The organism is Chondromyces crocatus, from assembly GCF_001189295.1.
Lineage (GTDB): Bacteria > Myxococcota_A > Polyangia > Polyangiales > Polyangiaceae > Chondromyces > Chondromyces crocatus.
Map to the genome: position 1 here is coordinate 3,517,504 of NZ_CP012159.1, position 16,153 is coordinate 3,533,656.

The window sequence follows — 16,153 nt, forward strand, 5'->3', positions numbered from 1 at the left end:
CCGTGGTCGACCGCATGGAGAACCCCGTGAACGACCGCCCCCGGAAGCCCTGGAAAGCCGAGCGCCCCGGCGCTGCCCTCGGCCGCAGCGAGCCAGGACCGGCGCACCTCCTCGCCATCTTCGACGTCTCCGACGACCGCGCCCGGCGCAAGCTCACCGAGCTGTGCAAGGACTACGGCCTCACCCGCTTCCAGTGGAGCGCCTTCGAAGGCCAGCTCACCCGCAACCGCCGCGAAGAGCTCTTCGACCGCGGCAAGCGCCTCCTCGACGACGCCGTGGGCGGCGGCCGCTTCTTCATCGTCGGCATCGGCGCACGCGAGCAAGCCGAGTCGCTTCGCCTCGACACCCCCGGGCGCCCGGCACCTGCACCGAAGGAGGGCCCATGATCTCCCTCCGCGTCAGCGAGCTGCGCCAGTACAGCTTCTGCCCGCGCGTGGTGTGGTATCGGCAGGTGCTTGGCCAGCCAGGTCGCGAGACCGGAAAGATGGCGCAAGGCCGGGACGCGGAAGCCGCCCTCCAGAAGCTCGAAGTGCGCCGTCGCCTCCATCGCTACGGCCTCGAAGAGGCCAGCCGTCGCTTCGATGTCCCGTTGCAGAGCGAGGTCCATGGCCTGCACGGGATCTGCGATCTGGTCCTCGAACTGCCAGGGGCGAGTCCGGAGGCGCCGCGGCGCGCCTACCCGGTCGAGGTGAAGACCACGCGCGGGGGCGTGGGGCGTCATCACGTGGTGCAGCTCGCGGCGTACGCCTTGATGCTGGAGGCGAGCGGGGTTTCGCCTGTGGAGCGGGGCTATGTGCTGCTGTTGCCTGCCGATCGTGTGGTCGAGGTGCCGCTCGGTGAGCGGGAGCGAGCGCTGGTGCTTCGGACGGCCGAGGCCATTCGGACGATGATCAGCTGCCAGCGGTTTCCGAGGGCGACGCGCTACGAGAGCTTCTGCCCCGATTGCGAGTTCGTGAACTTCTGCGGCGATGTGCTGTGAGTCGGGGGGCGGGGAGGGGGGAGCTTCGGTGCGGGGATGGGGAAGGTCAGGGGAGGGAGCCGAAAGGTCCAGGCAAGGCTCGTTCCCACCGGGGCGAGGTCGAGGAGAGGGGGGGTGGAGGGGGAGGAAGGGGAGGGAGATGGAGCCGTGGGTGGAACGGGGTGGTGGGGTGGTGGGAGAGTAAGTGGTGGGATTTACGTCGCAAATGGGGATGGGAAGGGGGTGGATGGCGAGGAGGTGGCGTTGAAGGGGGAAGGACGATCGGTGATCGTGGAAGGACGATCGGTGATCGTGGAAGGACGATCGGTGATCGTGGAAGGACGATCGGTGATCGTGGAAGGACGATCGGTGATCGTGGAAGGACGATCGGTGATCGTGGAAGGACGATCGTCGATCGATGGAAGGACGAACGGTGATTGCGGAAGGACGAACGGTGATCGTGGAAGGACGATCGTCGATCGATGGAAGGACGAACGGTGATCGTGGAAGAACGATCGTCGATTGCGGAAGAACGATCGTCGATTGCGGAAGGACGATCGGTGATCGTGGAAGGACGATTGTCGATCGATGGAAGGACGATCGTTGATCGCGGAAGAACGATCGTCGATCGATGGAAGGACGATCAGTGATCGTGGAAGGGCGATCGTCGATCGATGGAAGGACGATCAGTGATCGTGGAAGGACGATCGTTGATCGCGGAAGAACGATCGTCGATCGATGGAAGGACGAACGGTGATCGTGGAAGGACGATCGTCGATCGATGGAAGGACGATCGTTGATGCGGATACGACAGCGTTGGTTGGGAAATGACAGTCGTCGAGTGTGGAAGGACGATTGTCGATGGCCAAAGGATGGCCGTACTCTGGAGGAGACGAGGCGTACTTGGACGACGAACGCTCGTACGTCGGCGGAAACGAACCGTCGAGTGACGAACAAGTGTCCGCCGATGCTGTTCGTCTGCTGGGGAGCGTTCGCCACGCGAGCGCCAATGCGCTTTGCTGAACAGAAACTATCGTTCGCTGGTGAGAGTGTCGCCGTTGCTTGGGGCCGATCAACGTGCGTGTGCCAGGGAATGAGCTTCGTGCGTCGGCAAATCTGACGCCTCATCGACAACCAAGATCGTGTCGTTGAAAATCAACCTACGCGCGATCGAGCGTCTGCCACCGTCGGCGTGAACGTGTCGAACAACGCGACACCAGCCAAGAACTGTCCAGCGCTGAGTGACCCGGCCTGCCCAGAAGCGAGTCCGAAACGCGCGTGATGCCCTGGCGTGCCCAGAAGACGCCGTCGAGTCACGGAAAGACGCGCCAAAGCACGACGTTACCTCCTTCTCTTCCGAGGGAACGGGCTCCTGGCACCTGCTTCTCGTGAGGCGCTCCGCGTGGGACCGACCTCAGCACTTTCTCTGAAGGAGGAGAGAGGCCGATGCGTTCATCGAGGCCAACGTCGCCCTCCTTCTAGAGAGAGGCTCCTTTCCGTTGGCCCCTCCCCGTCCAGCATCCTATCCCAACGAGACCCGAATGGGTCTTATGCTCTCACCGTAACTGAGACCCAGCCTGGTAGCGGTCAAGGCATCCCCAGGCTCTCAGCCCTGTACAGCCGGCCCGGCTTCTGACAAAATTCTGAGAACCTAAGGGGGTTTTGAGCAGGTTTGAGGTTCTCAGAAAAACAGGGCCCGCCAGCCGGCCATGACGGACGTGATTTCAAGTACTTAGCGGAGCACTTGCAGCCGACTCCCCGCAGACGAGGGGATTGAAACTGAAAAACCGTTTCCGGAAGGGTGGAATCGGTGTCTCCTTGCAGCCGACTCCCCGCAGACGAGGGGATTGAAACGGATCCCGAGCGACTGGAGGAAGACGTCGGTGTCCCACTTGCAGCCGACTCCCCGCAGACGAGGGGATTGAAACCCACAGGTTGTACGACGTGTACAAGGGACGGGTCGAGTGCTTGCAGCCGACTCCCCGCAGACGAGGGGATTGAAACGAGTAGTCCTCCGCCGCATGGAACCCGTTGGCTTCACGCTTGCAGCCGACTCCCCGCAGACGAGGGGATTGAAACAACTCTGCGTATACAGCCTCGCACACTCGCTGCATCCTTGCAGCCGACTCCCCGCAGACGAGGGGATTGAAACATCAGATAATGCTGCTGGCCAACGTGACCGCGATAGCCTTGCAGCCGACTCCCCGCAGACGAGGGGATTGAAACCAGTCGATCGGATCGTTCGATGACGAGGGCGACGACTTGCAGCCGACTCCCCGCAGACGAGGGGATTGAAACGGCGGCAGGCGGATATTTCGCGCTCCTGGAGCCAGGCTCTTGCAGCCGACTCCCCGCAGACGAGGGGATTGAAACGAGACGGAGCTTGCCCGGGCGACGGCGCGGCGTCTCACTTGCAGCCGACTCCCCGCAGACGAGGGGATTGAAACAGGGCATGGAGGCTGGCGTCGAGGCAGGGAGCGGCGGCGTCTTGCAGCCGACTCCCCGCAGACGAGGGGATTGAAACCCGACGAGCACAGGGAGGTGGCGGGCACGCTATTGGGTCTTGCAGCCGACTCCCCGCAGACGAGGGGATTGAAACCTGTTCGACCTGCGTCCACAGCGAGCCAGTCGTTGACCTTGCAGCCGACTCCCCGCAGACGAGGGGATTGAAACTGGCCCTCGCGTCCTGTGGAGCCGGCGCGGCCCGTACCCTTGCAGCCGACTCCCCGCAGACGAGGGGATTGAAACAGCGCGACCGTCACCGCGCTGTCTTCTAGCAGCTCGGCTTGCAGCCGACTCCCCGCAGACGAGGGGATTGAAACTACCTTATGCGCTTCGCACACTTTAATAGCTCCGGCTAGCTTGCAGCCGACTCCCCGCAGACGAGGGGATTGAAACGCAGCCGTAGCCGCTCTCCAGGCGAGCGATTGCCAGGACTTGTAGCCGACTCCCCGCAGACGAGGGGATTGAAACGGCAAGTAACCCTCGCGTCAGATCCGGCCCTCGCGACGACTTGCAGCCGACTCCCCGCAGACGAGGGGATTGAAACACCAGATCAAGTCGTAGATCGCCCCACCCGGGGCGAGCTTGCAGCCGACTCCCCGCAGACGAGGGGATTGAAACGCCGAGCTTCAGTCGGTCTCGAGCCGCACCACCCGACCACTTGCAGCCGACTCCCCGCAGACGAGGGGATTGAAACACCACGAGCGGGGCCGTCTTCATCACCCTCCCCACGACTTGCAGCCGACTCCCCGCAGACGAGGGGATTGAAACTCGATGGCATCCACATCCATCGGAGGGGCATCATCCGCTTGCAGCCGACTCCCCGCAGACGAGGGGATTGAAACGCCATCACGAAGCCTCTGCTTTCGCACCTGAGAAAGCTTGCAGCCGACTCCCCGCAGACGAGGGGATTGAACATGAATTTCAGGCGTCCTTGTGTCCTGCAGAGCGGTGGCAAGGCCTGAAACTAGGCACTTTGGGAACGGCTGAGCTGCTCACAAAAATGCAATGTTGGGCGAAAGTGCGTCGATTGGTGATGTAATCGTATGAGGCTTCGCTTCATGCGTCCCGACGATTGATGATGTCATCGGGACGTCTGAAATTGGGGTTGAAACGCTCGAAGTGCTCCGTGGCGTCGGCGTCGTCGAGTGTAAACTTGCAGCCGACTCCCCGCAGACGAGGGGATTGAAACTTGGCAGCGTCCTCCGCCGGGCCAGACACCCCGTCTTCCTTGCAGCCGACTCCCCGCAGACGAGGGGATTGAACGTCGACTTAGGTGACAGCAGGCGCTACCGCTCGCTATCGCTGTCGCTTGAAATCGACGTTCAATCCCAGCCCAGTTCGCGAGCATGAGAGCAGAGGTCCGTCAGTTCGAGCCGGGAACCTGTACGCCTCAGGGCGGGGAGTTCGTGGGGGGCTTCGAGCCGACCCAGACCACCACGTTTTGCTGTGAGTCCGGCTTGTGAGGTTCGAGCTGCGCTCGCGGTGATGGCATCATCACCTGGATATCCTCACGAGGGATGCGCGTCTGTCCTGTGAAGCCTGGCCAGCGTGCGCAGTTTGGACTGAGCAACGCGGCCCTCAGCCAGCGACCGTTGCCCTGTGGCGCTCTCGGGGCGACGGAGGGGGGTCACGGGATCTTGATGGTGCCGAGGTCCCAGGTGTCGCCTGCCGTGAGCGTGTTGCAGCAGGGACGACGGCTCTTCTCGCTGGCGGTGATGATCCAGGAGGATGGGGCGAACGCCCGCTTCCCGTCGCGCTCGTAGGCGAAGAAGCTGTAGGTGTCCCGGGGGACCTGGTTCAGGGTGAAGGCGCCAGCGGCGTCGGTCATAGCGTAGAGAGGGCCGCTGGCTCGGCCGCACTGGGTGTCGCCATGGGCGGAGTCCGTGCAGAGCTCGACCTTGGCGTGGGCGAGGGGCTGCCCGTCGACGAGGACGGTGCCTCTGGCGGAGCCGAGGATGGGGGCCGGTGGGCTCGCCGGAAGGGGGGGGCCCTGGCGGTGGACGGCGATGCGGGTGGCGCGACCGGGCAGGGTGCCGGCGGGCCAGTGCTGGAGGGGTTTGCCGTCGAGGGAGACGATGTGGAGGCCGGTCACGGCGCCGAGCCACAGTCGGTCGGCGTCGTCGATGGCGATGGCGTTCACGCGGGTCGGTTCGACGGGGATGTCGAGCTTTCGTACGGCGCCGGTGGCGTCGATGAGGTGCAGGCCCGTGCGCATCGCCAGGGGGAGGTGGCCCTTGGAAGAGACCTGCCCGAAGGTGAATACCTCGGGATGGGCGCCCAGGGAGAGGGCGCGCCAGAGGCCGGTGGGGTCACGCCGGTAAACGGCGGTGGGGGTGACGAGGTAGAGTTCGCCGCCTGGTCCCGCGGCGAGGCCTTTGAGGGCCTCGTTGGGGCCGACGAGGCGTTTCAGGGCGTCGTCCTTCGTCCAGGCGTGGCCGTCACGTCGGTACAGGTCATTGCCCGCGATGAGGAAGATCGCGCCGTCGTTCGGGATGGCCATGGCGCGTGGTCTCTCGGGGGTCGCGATGGTCGAGATGGCGTCGCCATCGAGCAGGGTCACGTCGGTGCTGGTCACCATCCAGACCTTGCCGTCGGGGGCCAGCGCGACGTCGTCGAAGCGCTTGGGGAGCTCCGTGACGCGGCCGTCTCGTACCCGGCGGGACTCGGAGCCGTTCGTGTAGAGCGTGCCGTCGGGGGTGAGGACCATCGCCGTGATGTACCCGGTGAGGTCTGCGGGTTCGCTCACCGCGCCACGCTCGATGACGGTGATCCCTCCTGCGGTCGCAATGTACGCCGCTATCGTGGTCTCATCGCTCTTTTGGGAAGACGGATTCGCCGTGCAGGTCGGGTTGCAAGCGGTCATCGCGAGTGTGAAGAGGACCATCCAGGCAGGTCGGCGCATGAGGAGGACGATGCCTGCGTTGCGCTGGGGTCGCAAGCTGCTGAGCGCTCTCGAACCCGTCGATCCCGCGGGTCAGAGGATGGATGCGGGCGTGGAGGCGTCCGAGGCTGTCGCCGTGTTCCGGTCTCCACGCATCTGCAGAATCACATCGGCTCGTGTGAAATGAGCGGAACGACCGATGCGCCCTCGTGCAGCTCACCGGGTAGCGCCTCGCGCGTCGAGCACCGTGGAGGGAACCGCGGGGTGGTTGACATGAGCACGCTGGAAGGATTCACTGTGTCCCAGGAAACGCCATGGCATGCGGAACCATTCGAGAAGTCGACGGAGACATTGCCGAGCGGGAATCCTGCTGGAGCTCCAGGGGCATCCGCCGAGCCATCGCCTGCACCAGAGAGATGGCTCTCTGACCATTACACCGGCCGATCTCACCTGAGTCGGTCGGCGCTCGCCCACGCCCCTTCGTCGACTTCGCGCTGCTTTCGCCGCCCGCCGGAGGTTCTTTTGACGGCGGTGGGCGGCGGATCCTGACCCGCGCTGCTCCACCTCCCCGGGAGATCGTCGCTCATGCTCATCCGCAGAGAACAGGTGGCCGTTTTCGACGAGGTCTCTCCCGACGTGTTCGAGGACGACATGGCGGCGCACGCGAAGCGGTTTTTTCCGCGTCACCATCGCCTTCTGGGCGAGCCCACCCTCCGACGGGTCGCCTCCCTCGGGGCCGCCCGCGCCGCGCGGCACGGGTTCGTCCGGAGGCGTGACGCCTGCTTATTCTTCAACCTCATGCTCCGCCTCGGGAGCAGCTTCGACGTGGACGTCCAGCTCCCCTGGGTGGCGGACGCGCTGAGCGACCCGGACCCGCGGACGCCCTCTGCCCGCGCCGACAGGCTCGTCGCCCGCGCCATGGCGTACCTCCAGCACGTCCGCGGTCCGGGGGGGGCCTATGTGGCACGGGCGCGCGTCCAGGTGCTCGATGGGCTCCCCGACCTGCTTCGCAACCCTCCCCCGGCAGGGCCGGCCCTCGAAGCCTTCACGCGCTCCTGGCTCCGCGACCTCTATCCGAGAAAATACGCGCTCGCTGGTGACCCGGCCATGCATGCCCTGGTGGCCCTCGGTCGCGCTGCGGCGGCCTCTTACGGCCTCACGACGGGGCATGGAGGGGCGCTCGTCACCCTCCTCGCCTTCGTCCACGGGAGTGGCTTCGCCGACGACCCGCAGGCCTCGTGGGCCACCTCCATCCTTGCGGACGACAGCCGGAGCGAAGCTCACCGCGTCGCCCACCTCCACGAGGCAGCCCTCGGCTTTCTGGATGCCTGGATGACCTAGCGGCGGCTTTCCGCGTGCGCACTGGAGACCTTGCCATGGCTGGAACGGATACGGACACCGACCTCGACACCGCGACGGACACGGACGCCAACCCCGACGCCGCCAACCGAGCCGCCAGCGATTACGAGGCGACGAATGGCTGCCCCTGCGATTACACCGTGGAGGTCAAGGTCGTCACCCGCGCGGGCGAGATCCCCATCCAAGGGGCGCAAGTGAAGCTCGACGGTGCCCTGCTCGGCAACACCAACGCCGAAGGGGAGGCCGGGAGCAGCGGGCAGCGTGAGGAGCACAGCGTGCAGATCGAGGCCGCCTACGTGAACGCGGCCGAGAACCTCAAGCGCGAGACCTTCCAGCTTCGCATCGACGGCATCGATGCGCTGGCTGGCAGCTATAACCTGGGGGAGAGCAGCAACGTCATCCTGAAGATCCGGGACGTGCTGGGCACGGGGACCGCAGCGCTGTCCGGAGATGCCGATTTCGAGGACCGTTATCCGACCGAGCCCGATTCCGTCACCTTTGATGCTGCGACGCGGCGCTTCACCGTGCTGGTCAAGATGGCCACCCTCTCGCTCTCCGTGCCCTACCGCAACCAGAACGATGGCAGCGAGACGCTCGTGGGGGTGAACGCCACCTTCAGTGGGGACTTGCTGTGCATGCCCACCTCGACCCAGATGCTCTTCTCGTACTGGGGGGTGCAGAACGCGGAGGGCGACAGCATCGATCGGAATGCCGTGATGCAAGGCACCTACGACGCCTCGTCCAACAAGACCACAGTGTTTCCCACGCCCTGGCAGCGGTGGGATGAGCTGCGCGCCTGGTCGCGCACCGTGGTGAGCGATCCTCTCTCGGTCGGTGCTTCGGTCCCGAACGGCCGCGACAATGCCAATGTGCCGAGCGCCACGGCCAACGGCATGCGCGACCGTCTTGTGCTCGGCGAGCCATTCATCGTGAGCATCGAGGGGGGCCACATCATGTGCATCCGCGGTGCTGTGGTGGACCACGCCGACGAGGTGCAGTGGCTCATCTCCAACGATCCTTATGGCAATCTGAATGGCGTCGACTCGGTCTACGGTGGGGTCGACATCGGTGAGTCCGTCGGAGCCGGCGGGGTCAACGATCCCGGCGATGTCTCGGCGGTGCAGGATGTCCTCCGCTCTCTGGGCCATTACAATGGGCCGGTCCATGGTGAGGTCGACGATGCAACCATTGCAGCCATCCGTAGCTTCCAGAACGGCGGCGACGGGCGCGTCGATCCCGGGGGCGGCACGGAGCGCAGGCTCAATCAGACGCTCGGCGGGCGCGATAATCCCTGGTATAGCCGCGACGAGAACGAGATCAACACGGCCAGTGGTGACGGCTCGGCGCGCGGAAAACACGTCTACTACAACGGTGAGACCGAGAGTAAACCCAGACGTCTGCGCCTCAACGCCAGCAGCAGGCTGATGATCTTGAACCGCAGCCCATCGCTCACCCGGGAGGAGGTCGCCACCCGGCTCACCGAGGGGGTCGTGCCGCGCGAATGAGGGCGACGCTCACCTCGGACATCGAGCGCGGCAGCCTCGCACCAGCAACGCCTGCTCCAGCCGCCGCTTGACGGCGCCTTGCTGGCCTCGACGTCGCGCTGTTGCTACCGGGGCCGGGTTGTGAGTCGTGCGTCGCCCTCCAGCAGTCGCCTGAGTTCTTCAAACCTGTCCACGAATCCCGGATAGAAAGAAGGATAGTGGAACGCCGACGGACCTCTCTTTTTTACCGCGGAAAGTGCTCGCGCCGCCGCCTGTGCCAAGCTCTGGAACTGCCCAGCATCCAGCCCTGAGAGATCGCAGTAACCCAGCGCAACCCCGGTTCGTGAATTCAACAGAAGCTGCGCCAGCTCTCGTCGCGAAGGTTCGAGTTCCTCCGCGATGTACGCGAGAACATTATCGTAAACCCACCCTGCGACGATCCAGTCCGCATTGTCCCCGAGGACGATGACTCCCGACATCTGGGCTCCTCTACCGGGCAATCATAAGCGTCGGCTCGATCCTGTCGCCATTTTTCTGAAGGGCCTTGCTTCCGTGTTCCCGTGCGCGATCCAGGCCAGAGGGCAGCCGGAGCTTCCTTGAAGTCGGGAAGGTGACCCCGGTCATCGCGTGGTGGTAACCGCAAGGCTTCGCTGGTGAAAGAGTGGTTCAGCCCAGAGCGTGCCCGGTTGCGGTTCGATGCGCATCCAGCAGGTGACGGGACGCTCTTGTCGCGTGCTGGCTCAGGGCCGCGTGAGCGCGCCGGCCACGATCAGGAGGCCGAAGAAGACCGCGTTGAACCTGGGCTGCCAGTACTCCATGAAGAGGACGGCGACCGCGAGCCAACCGACGGTGGCGATCAGGGACAGGAGCACGACAGGCAGCTCGCTCAACACGTCCCGTGCGCGGAATGTGAGCCAGAGGCCGAGCAGACCAAACACGGTCTGGCCGAGCGCGAAGGCCGAGTGAACGCCGTAGTAGAGGGTCGTCTCGGTGCCGGGGACGTGCTTGCCGCGCAGGTGCTGAGACACGACGTCGATGACGAAGTGCATCACGCCCGTGAGGGTCAGCCAGCCGTAGGCCGCGTGGAGGAGGTATTTGTGCATGTCGTTCTCGTGCGCAACTATTCGAAGGTGACGCTCGTGAGCTGCTCGGATACGCGCCACAAGCGTTCGGCGGCGGCGCGGTCCTGGGCCTGAGGTGGGACCTTGGCGAGGGCCGGAGAGCCGCGCATTTCGTTCATCTTGTCGGGTCCGTAGTAGGCACCGGCTCGCGCCTCGGGGGAGGTCGCGGCAAAGAGCGTGGGGAGCGCTCCTTGCGACGCGGGCTGGAAGAGGAACCACAAGAAGGTCCGCGCCATGCCGGCGCCGCTCCATCGGCCAGGCGCGTTGTGGAGAAGGTCGGTGCGGGAGATGCCGGGATGGGCGGCGATGCTGGTGACGCCCCATCGGTTTGCCTCGCTGCGTCGGTGCAGCTCGATGGCGAACATCAAGCAGGCGAGCTTCGACTGGCTGTAAGCCCGCATCGTCTGGTAGCCCCGCTGGGCCTGCAGGTCGTCGAAGTCGAGGGCGCCGTCTCGCGCGGCGACGCTCGACAGGGTGACGACGCGCGCGCTCTGGCCATTGCGCAGGAGAGGCAGGAGGTGCGCCGTCAGCGCGAAGTGGCCGAGATGGTTGGTGCCGAGCTGTAGCTCGAAGCCATCCGAGGTCTCCTGCCGGTTCGGTGGCGTCATCACGGCGGCGTTGTTGATCAGGAGGTCGAGGCTCTTTCGCTGCGCTTTCAGCCGGGTAGCGAAGTCGATGATCGATGCGAGGCTGGCGAGATCGACCTGCTCGAACCGGACGTTCGCGGCCGGGATGGCCGCCTGGACCTTCGCGACGGCGTCCGCGCCCTTCTGCTGGTTGCGGCCCGCGATGATGACTTCACCGCCTGCCCGCGCGAGTTCGAGGGCATCTTCGAGGCCGAGGCCTCCGGTGCCGGTGATGACGGCCGAGCGGCCCTTCTGGGAAGGCATGGAGGACGTCGTCCACTTGGTCATGCTGAGAGATGTAACGACGGGCTCGAACAGCGTAAAGAACGGGAGTTCTGACACGCTGTCTGGTAAATCGAGACAATGAGCCTCGACCTCGACGCCCTCAAGGTCTTCGTCCGGGTAGCAGAGTTGCGGAGCTTCACCCAGGCCGCTCAGCAGCTCGGGATGCCCAAGGCACGCGCATCGTCGCACGTGCAGAAGCTCGAAGCCGAACTTGGAACGGAGCTTCTCCAGCGCTCGACCCGGGTCGTGCGCGCCACACCCGAGGGGGAGCAGCTCTTGAAGCGAGCGCCGGGTCTCCTCGCGGAGGCCGAGGAGATTGCGACGCTCTTTCGTGCGGGGCGCGCGCTGCGTGGGCGGGTCCGCGTGGAGCTTCCGGTCCGGGTCGCGTGTGAGTACGTCATTCCTCGGCTGCCCGAGCTGCTCGCGCGTCATCCGCAGCTCCAGGTGGAGATCTGCGCGAGCGACAGGATCGTGGCGGCGCTGCGTGAGGGGCGTGATCTCGTGCTGCGCGTGGGGCCGGTCGGCGAGCCGGGGCTCGTGGGGCGCCGTATCGGCGAGGTGCCGATGATGAACTGCGTGAGCCCCTCGTACCTGCGTCAGCACGGGATGCCGCGCACGCTGGAGGACCTGCGCGAGCACCTGATCGTCCACTACGCCACCGACGCGGTCCCGAGCTTCGAGTATTTCGACGGAAAGGCGTACACGGAGCTGCCGATGCGCAGCGCGGTGACCGTGGACAACATCGAGGCGTATGTGGCGGCATGCGTCGCGGGGCTCGGCATCGTGCAGGTGCCCCGCGCAGAGCAGGAGCAGCTCGCGAACAAGCTGGTGGAGGTTCTGCCAGAGTTCACGGCGCGGCCCGTGCCCATTTCGCTGCTGCACACGCATGGGCGCGCCGTGCCGCGTCGGGTGCGCGCCGTGATGACATGGCTGCTCGAGGTGCTTCAGCCGATGGTCGGTGAGTTCGTGACGTCTCCGTGAGGGGCCCGGGGGGGTTGCAGTGATTGCATCGGTCCAGACAGGATGGCTGGAGTGTCATGACATGAAGTCGAAGAGAATTGTCTATGTCGGTCCCGGCCTGTCCGGGCGAACGACATCCATCTTGTCGTTGTTCAACCAATCGGGTCAGGACGAACGACGGTACTTCGACCTTTACGACGAGGGATGCCCGCTGACCCTGCCCTCTGGTGAGACCATCATTCCGCGCGTCTCGGGTGGTCGACCGACCCTGTACCGTGGTGCCGACGGCCGCCCTCGTGCGAATCGGATGGGGCTGGATCTCGAGTGGTTGTGCGAAGCCGATGGGATCGTGTTCGTCATCGATTCGCAGCGGTTGCGGCAGGAGGCCAATGTTTTCGAGTTCGATCTCCTCAAGCAGGATCTGCTGTATCAAGGGCAAGACGTGGAGAAGAAGCCCCCGATCTTCCAGGTCAACAAACGGGATCTGACGATGTGTGACCTCATGTCGCTGGACGAACTCCGCAGCGCATTTCCAACGCAACACGATGTCCTCGTCGAGAGTAAAGCCAGGGAAGGGGTCGGGACGATGGAGGCCGTCCTCGCGCTCCTCCAGAGGATGCGTGGCGCATGAGAGGTCGAGGGGGCGAGGCGGCGCTCGTGACGAATCGGTAATGACCTGGGGCGTTCCGGACCACGACCTCGAAGCGGTGGACGGGCGACGCGCGGCTCAGGCGAGCTGGCGGATCACCCGCGCGGGGACCCCTGCCACGAGGCTGTTCGGCGGGACGTCATGGGTCACCACGGCGCCTGCTGCGACGACGGCGTTCTCGCCAAGGGTGACGCCGGCCAGGATCGTCGCCGCCGTCGAGATCCACACATTCGTTTCAATCACGATGGGCTTCGCGACGACGCGGGTGCGCCGCGCTGCGGGGTCCACTGGATGGCTCGATGTGGAGAGATTCACTTTGGGACCGATCATCACGTCGTCTGCGATGTCGATGCTGCCGATGTCCATGAGGTGGCAGCACTGATTGATGAAGACCCTCTTTCCGACGCGGATGTTGACGCCATGATCTGTGTAAAATGGGGGAATGAGCGAGAAGGTCGGGTCGACCTCTCTCCCGGTCAATTCGCTGAACAATCGGCGGATTTCATCGGCGTCGTCGAAGGTCAGCTGGTTCATCTGCGCGGTCATGCGCATGGCGCGGCGGATGTTGGTGAACATGACCTCGGATTCGCGCGATCCGATCTCGATGATCTGGGGGGTACGATCGAGGGTGCGATGCATCGGGTGAGCCTCTCTCCGCTCGCCGCACGAGGGGGCGACGGTCGTATGCCGGTCGCCATCGACGTCGCGCTCCGCGGCGAGGTCGACGGACACGACGGACCATGCCGGAGCGGCTCCTGCCGATCAAACAACTGGGGTTATCAGCTCGACAACGGCCCGTTGTAGCGCAATGCGCGTGCCGCTCGGGTCCGTGTGCTCCCCCACGCTTGCCGGTGCTGGGAGCGAGCTGTTACGTTCGCATCGCGCTGACATCACGAAGGTAAGCCCAGGTGGATCTCGATGCTGTGCGTACGTTCGTTGCCGTCGTCGAGGCGGGGCAGTTCCATGCGGCAGCGGCGACCCTGGCGGTGACGCAGCAGGCTGTCTCCAAGCGCATCGCCACGCTGGAGACGACGCTGGGGGTGCGGCTGTTCGCTCGCACGCCACGAGGGACGCAGCTCACCCGGGAGGGGCACGTGTTCCTGCCGCACGCGCGGGAGCTGCTCGCGGCAGAGGCGCGGGCCTTGAACTCGGTGCGCCTCGATCGCCGCCCGCTGCGGGTCGATGTGCTCAGCTCGCGGATCGGTCCGGCGCACGTGATGCGGGAGTTTCACGGCGCGCATCCCGAGATTGGCATCAGCGTCGTCACCCACCTGTTCGATGTCGAGTCTGCGCTGGCTGCCTTGCGGTCGGGCGCGATCGACGCCACGTTTCGGGCGGTGACGAGGCCTGAGGAGCAGCTCGGGGGCGACATCGCGGCGATCCGTGTGCTCGACGATCCGGTGGAGCTGCTCACGGGTCACGCGCACGAGCTGGCCGGGGCCGCGTCGGTGACGCCCGCGGCGCTCGCGGCGCACGAGGTCTGGATGCCCAGCAACGTGCCGGGGGCGGAGTGGTCGTCCTACTACGAAGCGCTTTCCGCGCGCTTTGGCCTCACGATCGACACCGTCGGGCCGAACTTCGGGATCGAGGCGCTCCTCGAGGCGATCGCGGGCTCGTCGACGCTCGCGACCTTCGTGGGGGAACACATCCGGCTCGTGTGGCCCTCGGAGTACGACCTGCGCCGCATTCCGGTGCGTGATCCGATGCTGGTCTATCCCCATTCCATGCTCTTTCGGATCGACGATCCGCACCCTGGTCTCGCGATGCTCCGCCGGTATCTCCGATCCAGAAAGGAGCACTATCGGCGCCCTCGGGCGTGGACGCCGAGCTGGGCGGTTCATTGAACGGATTCTGATCGGGGAACGAGCCGTCGCGCGTGTGGGCGGCGTTGTCCCGTGAGGCGTTTGCGCGGTGGGCGATGCCGCGCGTGGGGTGCGGGCGCTGGGCTCAGGGGATCTCGATGGTACCGAGGTCCCAGGTGGCGTCCGTCGTGAGGGTGTCGCAGCAGGCTCGGCCTCGCTTCGCAGCGGCGGTGGCGATCCATCGCGACGGGGCGAACTCCTGCTTGCCGTCACGCTCGTAGGTGAAGAAGGCGTAGCGGTCGCGGGGGACCTGGCTCAGGGTGAACGCGCCAGCGGCGTCGGTGGTGGCGACGAGGGGGGCGCCGGCGCGGCCGCACAGGTCGTCGCCGTAGGCTCCATCGGTGCAGAGCTCGACCTTGGCGTGGGCGAGGGGTTTTCCGCCGAGGAGGACGGTGCCCGTGACCGAGCCGAGGACGGGAGCAGGGGGGGTCTCCGGGAGTATGGGGCCTTCTCGGTGGATGGCGATGCGCTCGGCGCGACCAGGGAGGGAGCCGGCGGGCCAGTGCTGGAGTGGCTTGCCGTCGGCGGAGAGGATGTGGAGGCCGCTCACGGCGCCGAGCCAGAGTCGGTCGGCGTCGTCGATGGCGATGGCGCTGACGCTCGCTGGTGAGAGGGGGACGTCGAGCTGTCGTACGGTGCCGTTTTCGTCGACGAGGTGCAGGCCGGTGCGCGTCGTCAGGGGGAAGAGGCCCTTCGACGAGACCTGCCCGTAGGTGAGCATCTGGGCGCCGATGGGGAGGGGGTGCCAGCTGCCGGTGGTGTCACGCCGGAGGATGCCGTCGAAGGCGATGACGTAGAGTTCGCCGCTGGGACCGGCGAGAAGGTCCTTGAGGGGCCTGCCAGGGCCGAGGACGCGGGCCAGGGCGTCGTCCTTGGTCCAGGTCTGGCCATCGAGTCGGTAGAGGTCGTGGGCCCCGATGACGAAGACCTCGCCGCTCCTCGGGATGGCGATGGCGCGCGCTCTCTCGGGGGTCGGGATCTTGGACACCGTGTCGCGGTGGAGGAGGGTCACGGTCGAGCCGGTCGCCAGCCAGACCTTGCCGTCCGGGGCCAGCGCGACGCCGTCCCACAGCTCGGGGAGTGTCGTCACGCGGCCGTTTCGCAGGCGGAGGGGGTCGTAGGCGCCCAGGTAGAGGGTGCCGTCGGACGTGAGGGCCATGCCCGTCAGGACGCTGGCGAGGTCGGCGGGTTCGTTGACCGTGCCGTGTTCGAGGACGGTGACCCCTCGGGTCGTGGCGATGTAGGCAGCGCCCGCGGTCGTGTCCCCACCCCGGGAGGAGGATCCGGGCGTGCAGGTCGGGTCGCAAGCCGCGGTCGTGAGGGTGGTGGCCACCATCCAGGCACGGAGACGCATGCGGGCGACGATGCATGGTTCTCGCTGGCCTCGCAAGCGAGGGGGGTCGCGCAGGTCGCCGGGACGATGGCGTGGAACGAGCACGCGCAGGAGCGCTTGCGGCCCGGTC

14 protein-coding genes and 1 CRISPR repeat array are annotated in these 16,153 nt (G+C 65.7%); of the genes, 8 read left to right on the top strand and 6 right to left on the bottom strand.

The features are described 5' to 3' along the window. The first annotated feature begins 26 nt into the window (after positions 1-26). The 3 genes from cas2 (at position 27) to CMC5_RS44405 (ending at position 1,608) form a co-directional block, all read left to right on the top strand. Positions 27-386 (top strand): CRISPR-associated endonuclease Cas2, encoded by a 360-nt coding sequence (gene cas2 / locus CMC5_RS41595; protein WP_169796528.1) that lies wholly within the window; start codon positions 27-29, stop codon positions 384-386. Continuing rightward, on the top strand, positions 383-979 hold the full coding sequence (cas4, locus tag CMC5_RS13115) for a CRISPR-associated protein Cas4 (protein WP_050430727.1): 597 nt from the start codon (positions 383-385) through the stop codon (positions 977-979). Before cas2 ends, cas4 begins: the two co-directional genes overlap by 4 nt. A 461-nt stretch (positions 980-1,440) precedes the next feature. Next, positions 1,441-1,608: a hypothetical protein gene (locus tag CMC5_RS44405; RefSeq protein WP_156338540.1), complete on the top strand. Its 168-nt coding sequence runs from the start codon at positions 1,441-1,443 to the stop codon at positions 1,606-1,608. A gap of 1,093 nt (positions 1,609-2,701) precedes the next feature. Continuing rightward, positions 2,702-4,379: direct repeats of the CRISPR family, unit length 37 nt; unit sequence CTTGCAGCCGACTCCCCGCAGACGAGGGGATTGAAAC. Between the two features lie 711 nt (positions 4,380-5,090). On the opposite strand, the gene CMC5_RS44410 is transcribed toward CMC5_RS44405, so the two are convergent. Continuing rightward, positions 5,091-6,347 (bottom strand): hypothetical protein, encoded by a 1,257-nt coding sequence (locus tag CMC5_RS44410; RefSeq protein WP_156338541.1) that lies wholly within the window; start codon positions 6,345-6,347, stop codon positions 5,091-5,093. 795 nt (positions 6,348-7,142) lie between these two features. Between CMC5_RS44410 and CMC5_RS13130 the strand changes: the two genes are divergently transcribed. Both CMC5_RS13130 and CMC5_RS13135 read left to right on the top strand, forming a co-directional pair. Beyond that, entirely contained in the window at positions 7,143-7,685 is a 543-nt protein-coding gene (locus CMC5_RS13130) for a hypothetical protein (protein ID WP_156338542.1), read from the top strand. A gap of 35 nt (positions 7,686-7,720) precedes the next feature. Beyond that, entirely contained in the window at positions 7,721-9,208 is a 1,488-nt protein-coding gene (locus CMC5_RS13135; RefSeq protein ID WP_050430731.1) for a C39 family peptidase, read from the top strand. Between the two features lie 104 nt (positions 9,209-9,312). Here CMC5_RS13135 and CMC5_RS44415 read toward each other — a convergent pair whose 3' ends face one another. The 3 genes from CMC5_RS44415 to CMC5_RS13145 form a co-directional block, all read right to left on the bottom strand. Continuing rightward, positions 9,313-9,666 carry a hypothetical protein gene (locus CMC5_RS44415; protein ID WP_156338543.1) on the bottom strand — a complete coding sequence of 118 codons (354 nt, stop codon included), beginning with the start codon at positions 9,664-9,666 and terminating at the stop codon, positions 9,313-9,315. Between the two features lie 261 nt (positions 9,667-9,927). Further along, the gene (locus tag CMC5_RS13140) at positions 9,928-10,290 is read right to left on the bottom strand and encodes a hypothetical protein (RefSeq protein WP_050430732.1); all 363 of its coding nucleotides are present in this window, start codon (positions 10,288-10,290) and stop codon (positions 9,928-9,930) included. Positions 10,291-10,307: 17 nt separating this feature from the next. Next, positions 10,308-11,222 (bottom strand): SDR family oxidoreductase, encoded by a 915-nt coding sequence (locus CMC5_RS13145; RefSeq protein ID WP_050430733.1) that lies wholly within the window; start codon positions 11,220-11,222, stop codon positions 10,308-10,310. Between the two features lie 75 nt (positions 11,223-11,297). On the opposite strand from CMC5_RS13145, the gene CMC5_RS13150 reads away from it, so the two are divergent. Together CMC5_RS13150 and CMC5_RS13155 are read left to right on the top strand one after the other, a co-directional pair. After that, positions 11,298-12,200 (top strand): LysR family transcriptional regulator, encoded by a 903-nt coding sequence (locus CMC5_RS13150; protein ID WP_050430734.1) that lies wholly within the window; start codon positions 11,298-11,300, stop codon positions 12,198-12,200. Between the two features lie 61 nt (positions 12,201-12,261). Further along, a complete protein-coding gene (locus CMC5_RS13155; RefSeq protein WP_050430735.1) occupies positions 12,262-12,810 on the top strand; it encodes a hypothetical protein in 549 nt (182 codons plus the stop codon). A gap of 96 nt (positions 12,811-12,906) precedes the next feature. Here the strand turns inward: CMC5_RS13155 and CMC5_RS13160 are convergent, their stop codons facing one another. Further along, complete coding sequence (locus tag CMC5_RS13160; protein WP_050435875.1) at positions 12,907-13,467, bottom strand: DapH/DapD/GlmU-related protein; 561 nt, start codon at positions 13,465-13,467, stop codon at positions 12,907-12,909. 269 nt (positions 13,468-13,736) lie between these two features. Between CMC5_RS13160 and CMC5_RS13165 the strand changes: the two genes are divergently transcribed. Beyond that, the gene (locus tag CMC5_RS13165) at positions 13,737-14,672 is read left to right on the top strand and encodes a LysR family transcriptional regulator (RefSeq protein WP_050430736.1); all 936 of its coding nucleotides are present in this window, start codon (positions 13,737-13,739) and stop codon (positions 14,670-14,672) included. Positions 14,673-14,775: 103 nt separating this feature from the next. Here CMC5_RS13165 and CMC5_RS13170 read toward each other — a convergent pair whose 3' ends face one another. Continuing rightward, on the bottom strand, positions 14,776-16,044 hold the full coding sequence (locus CMC5_RS13170; RefSeq protein ID WP_050430737.1) for a hypothetical protein: 1,269 nt from the start codon (positions 16,042-16,044) through the stop codon (positions 14,776-14,778). Positions 16,045-16,153 lie beyond the last annotated feature (109 nt).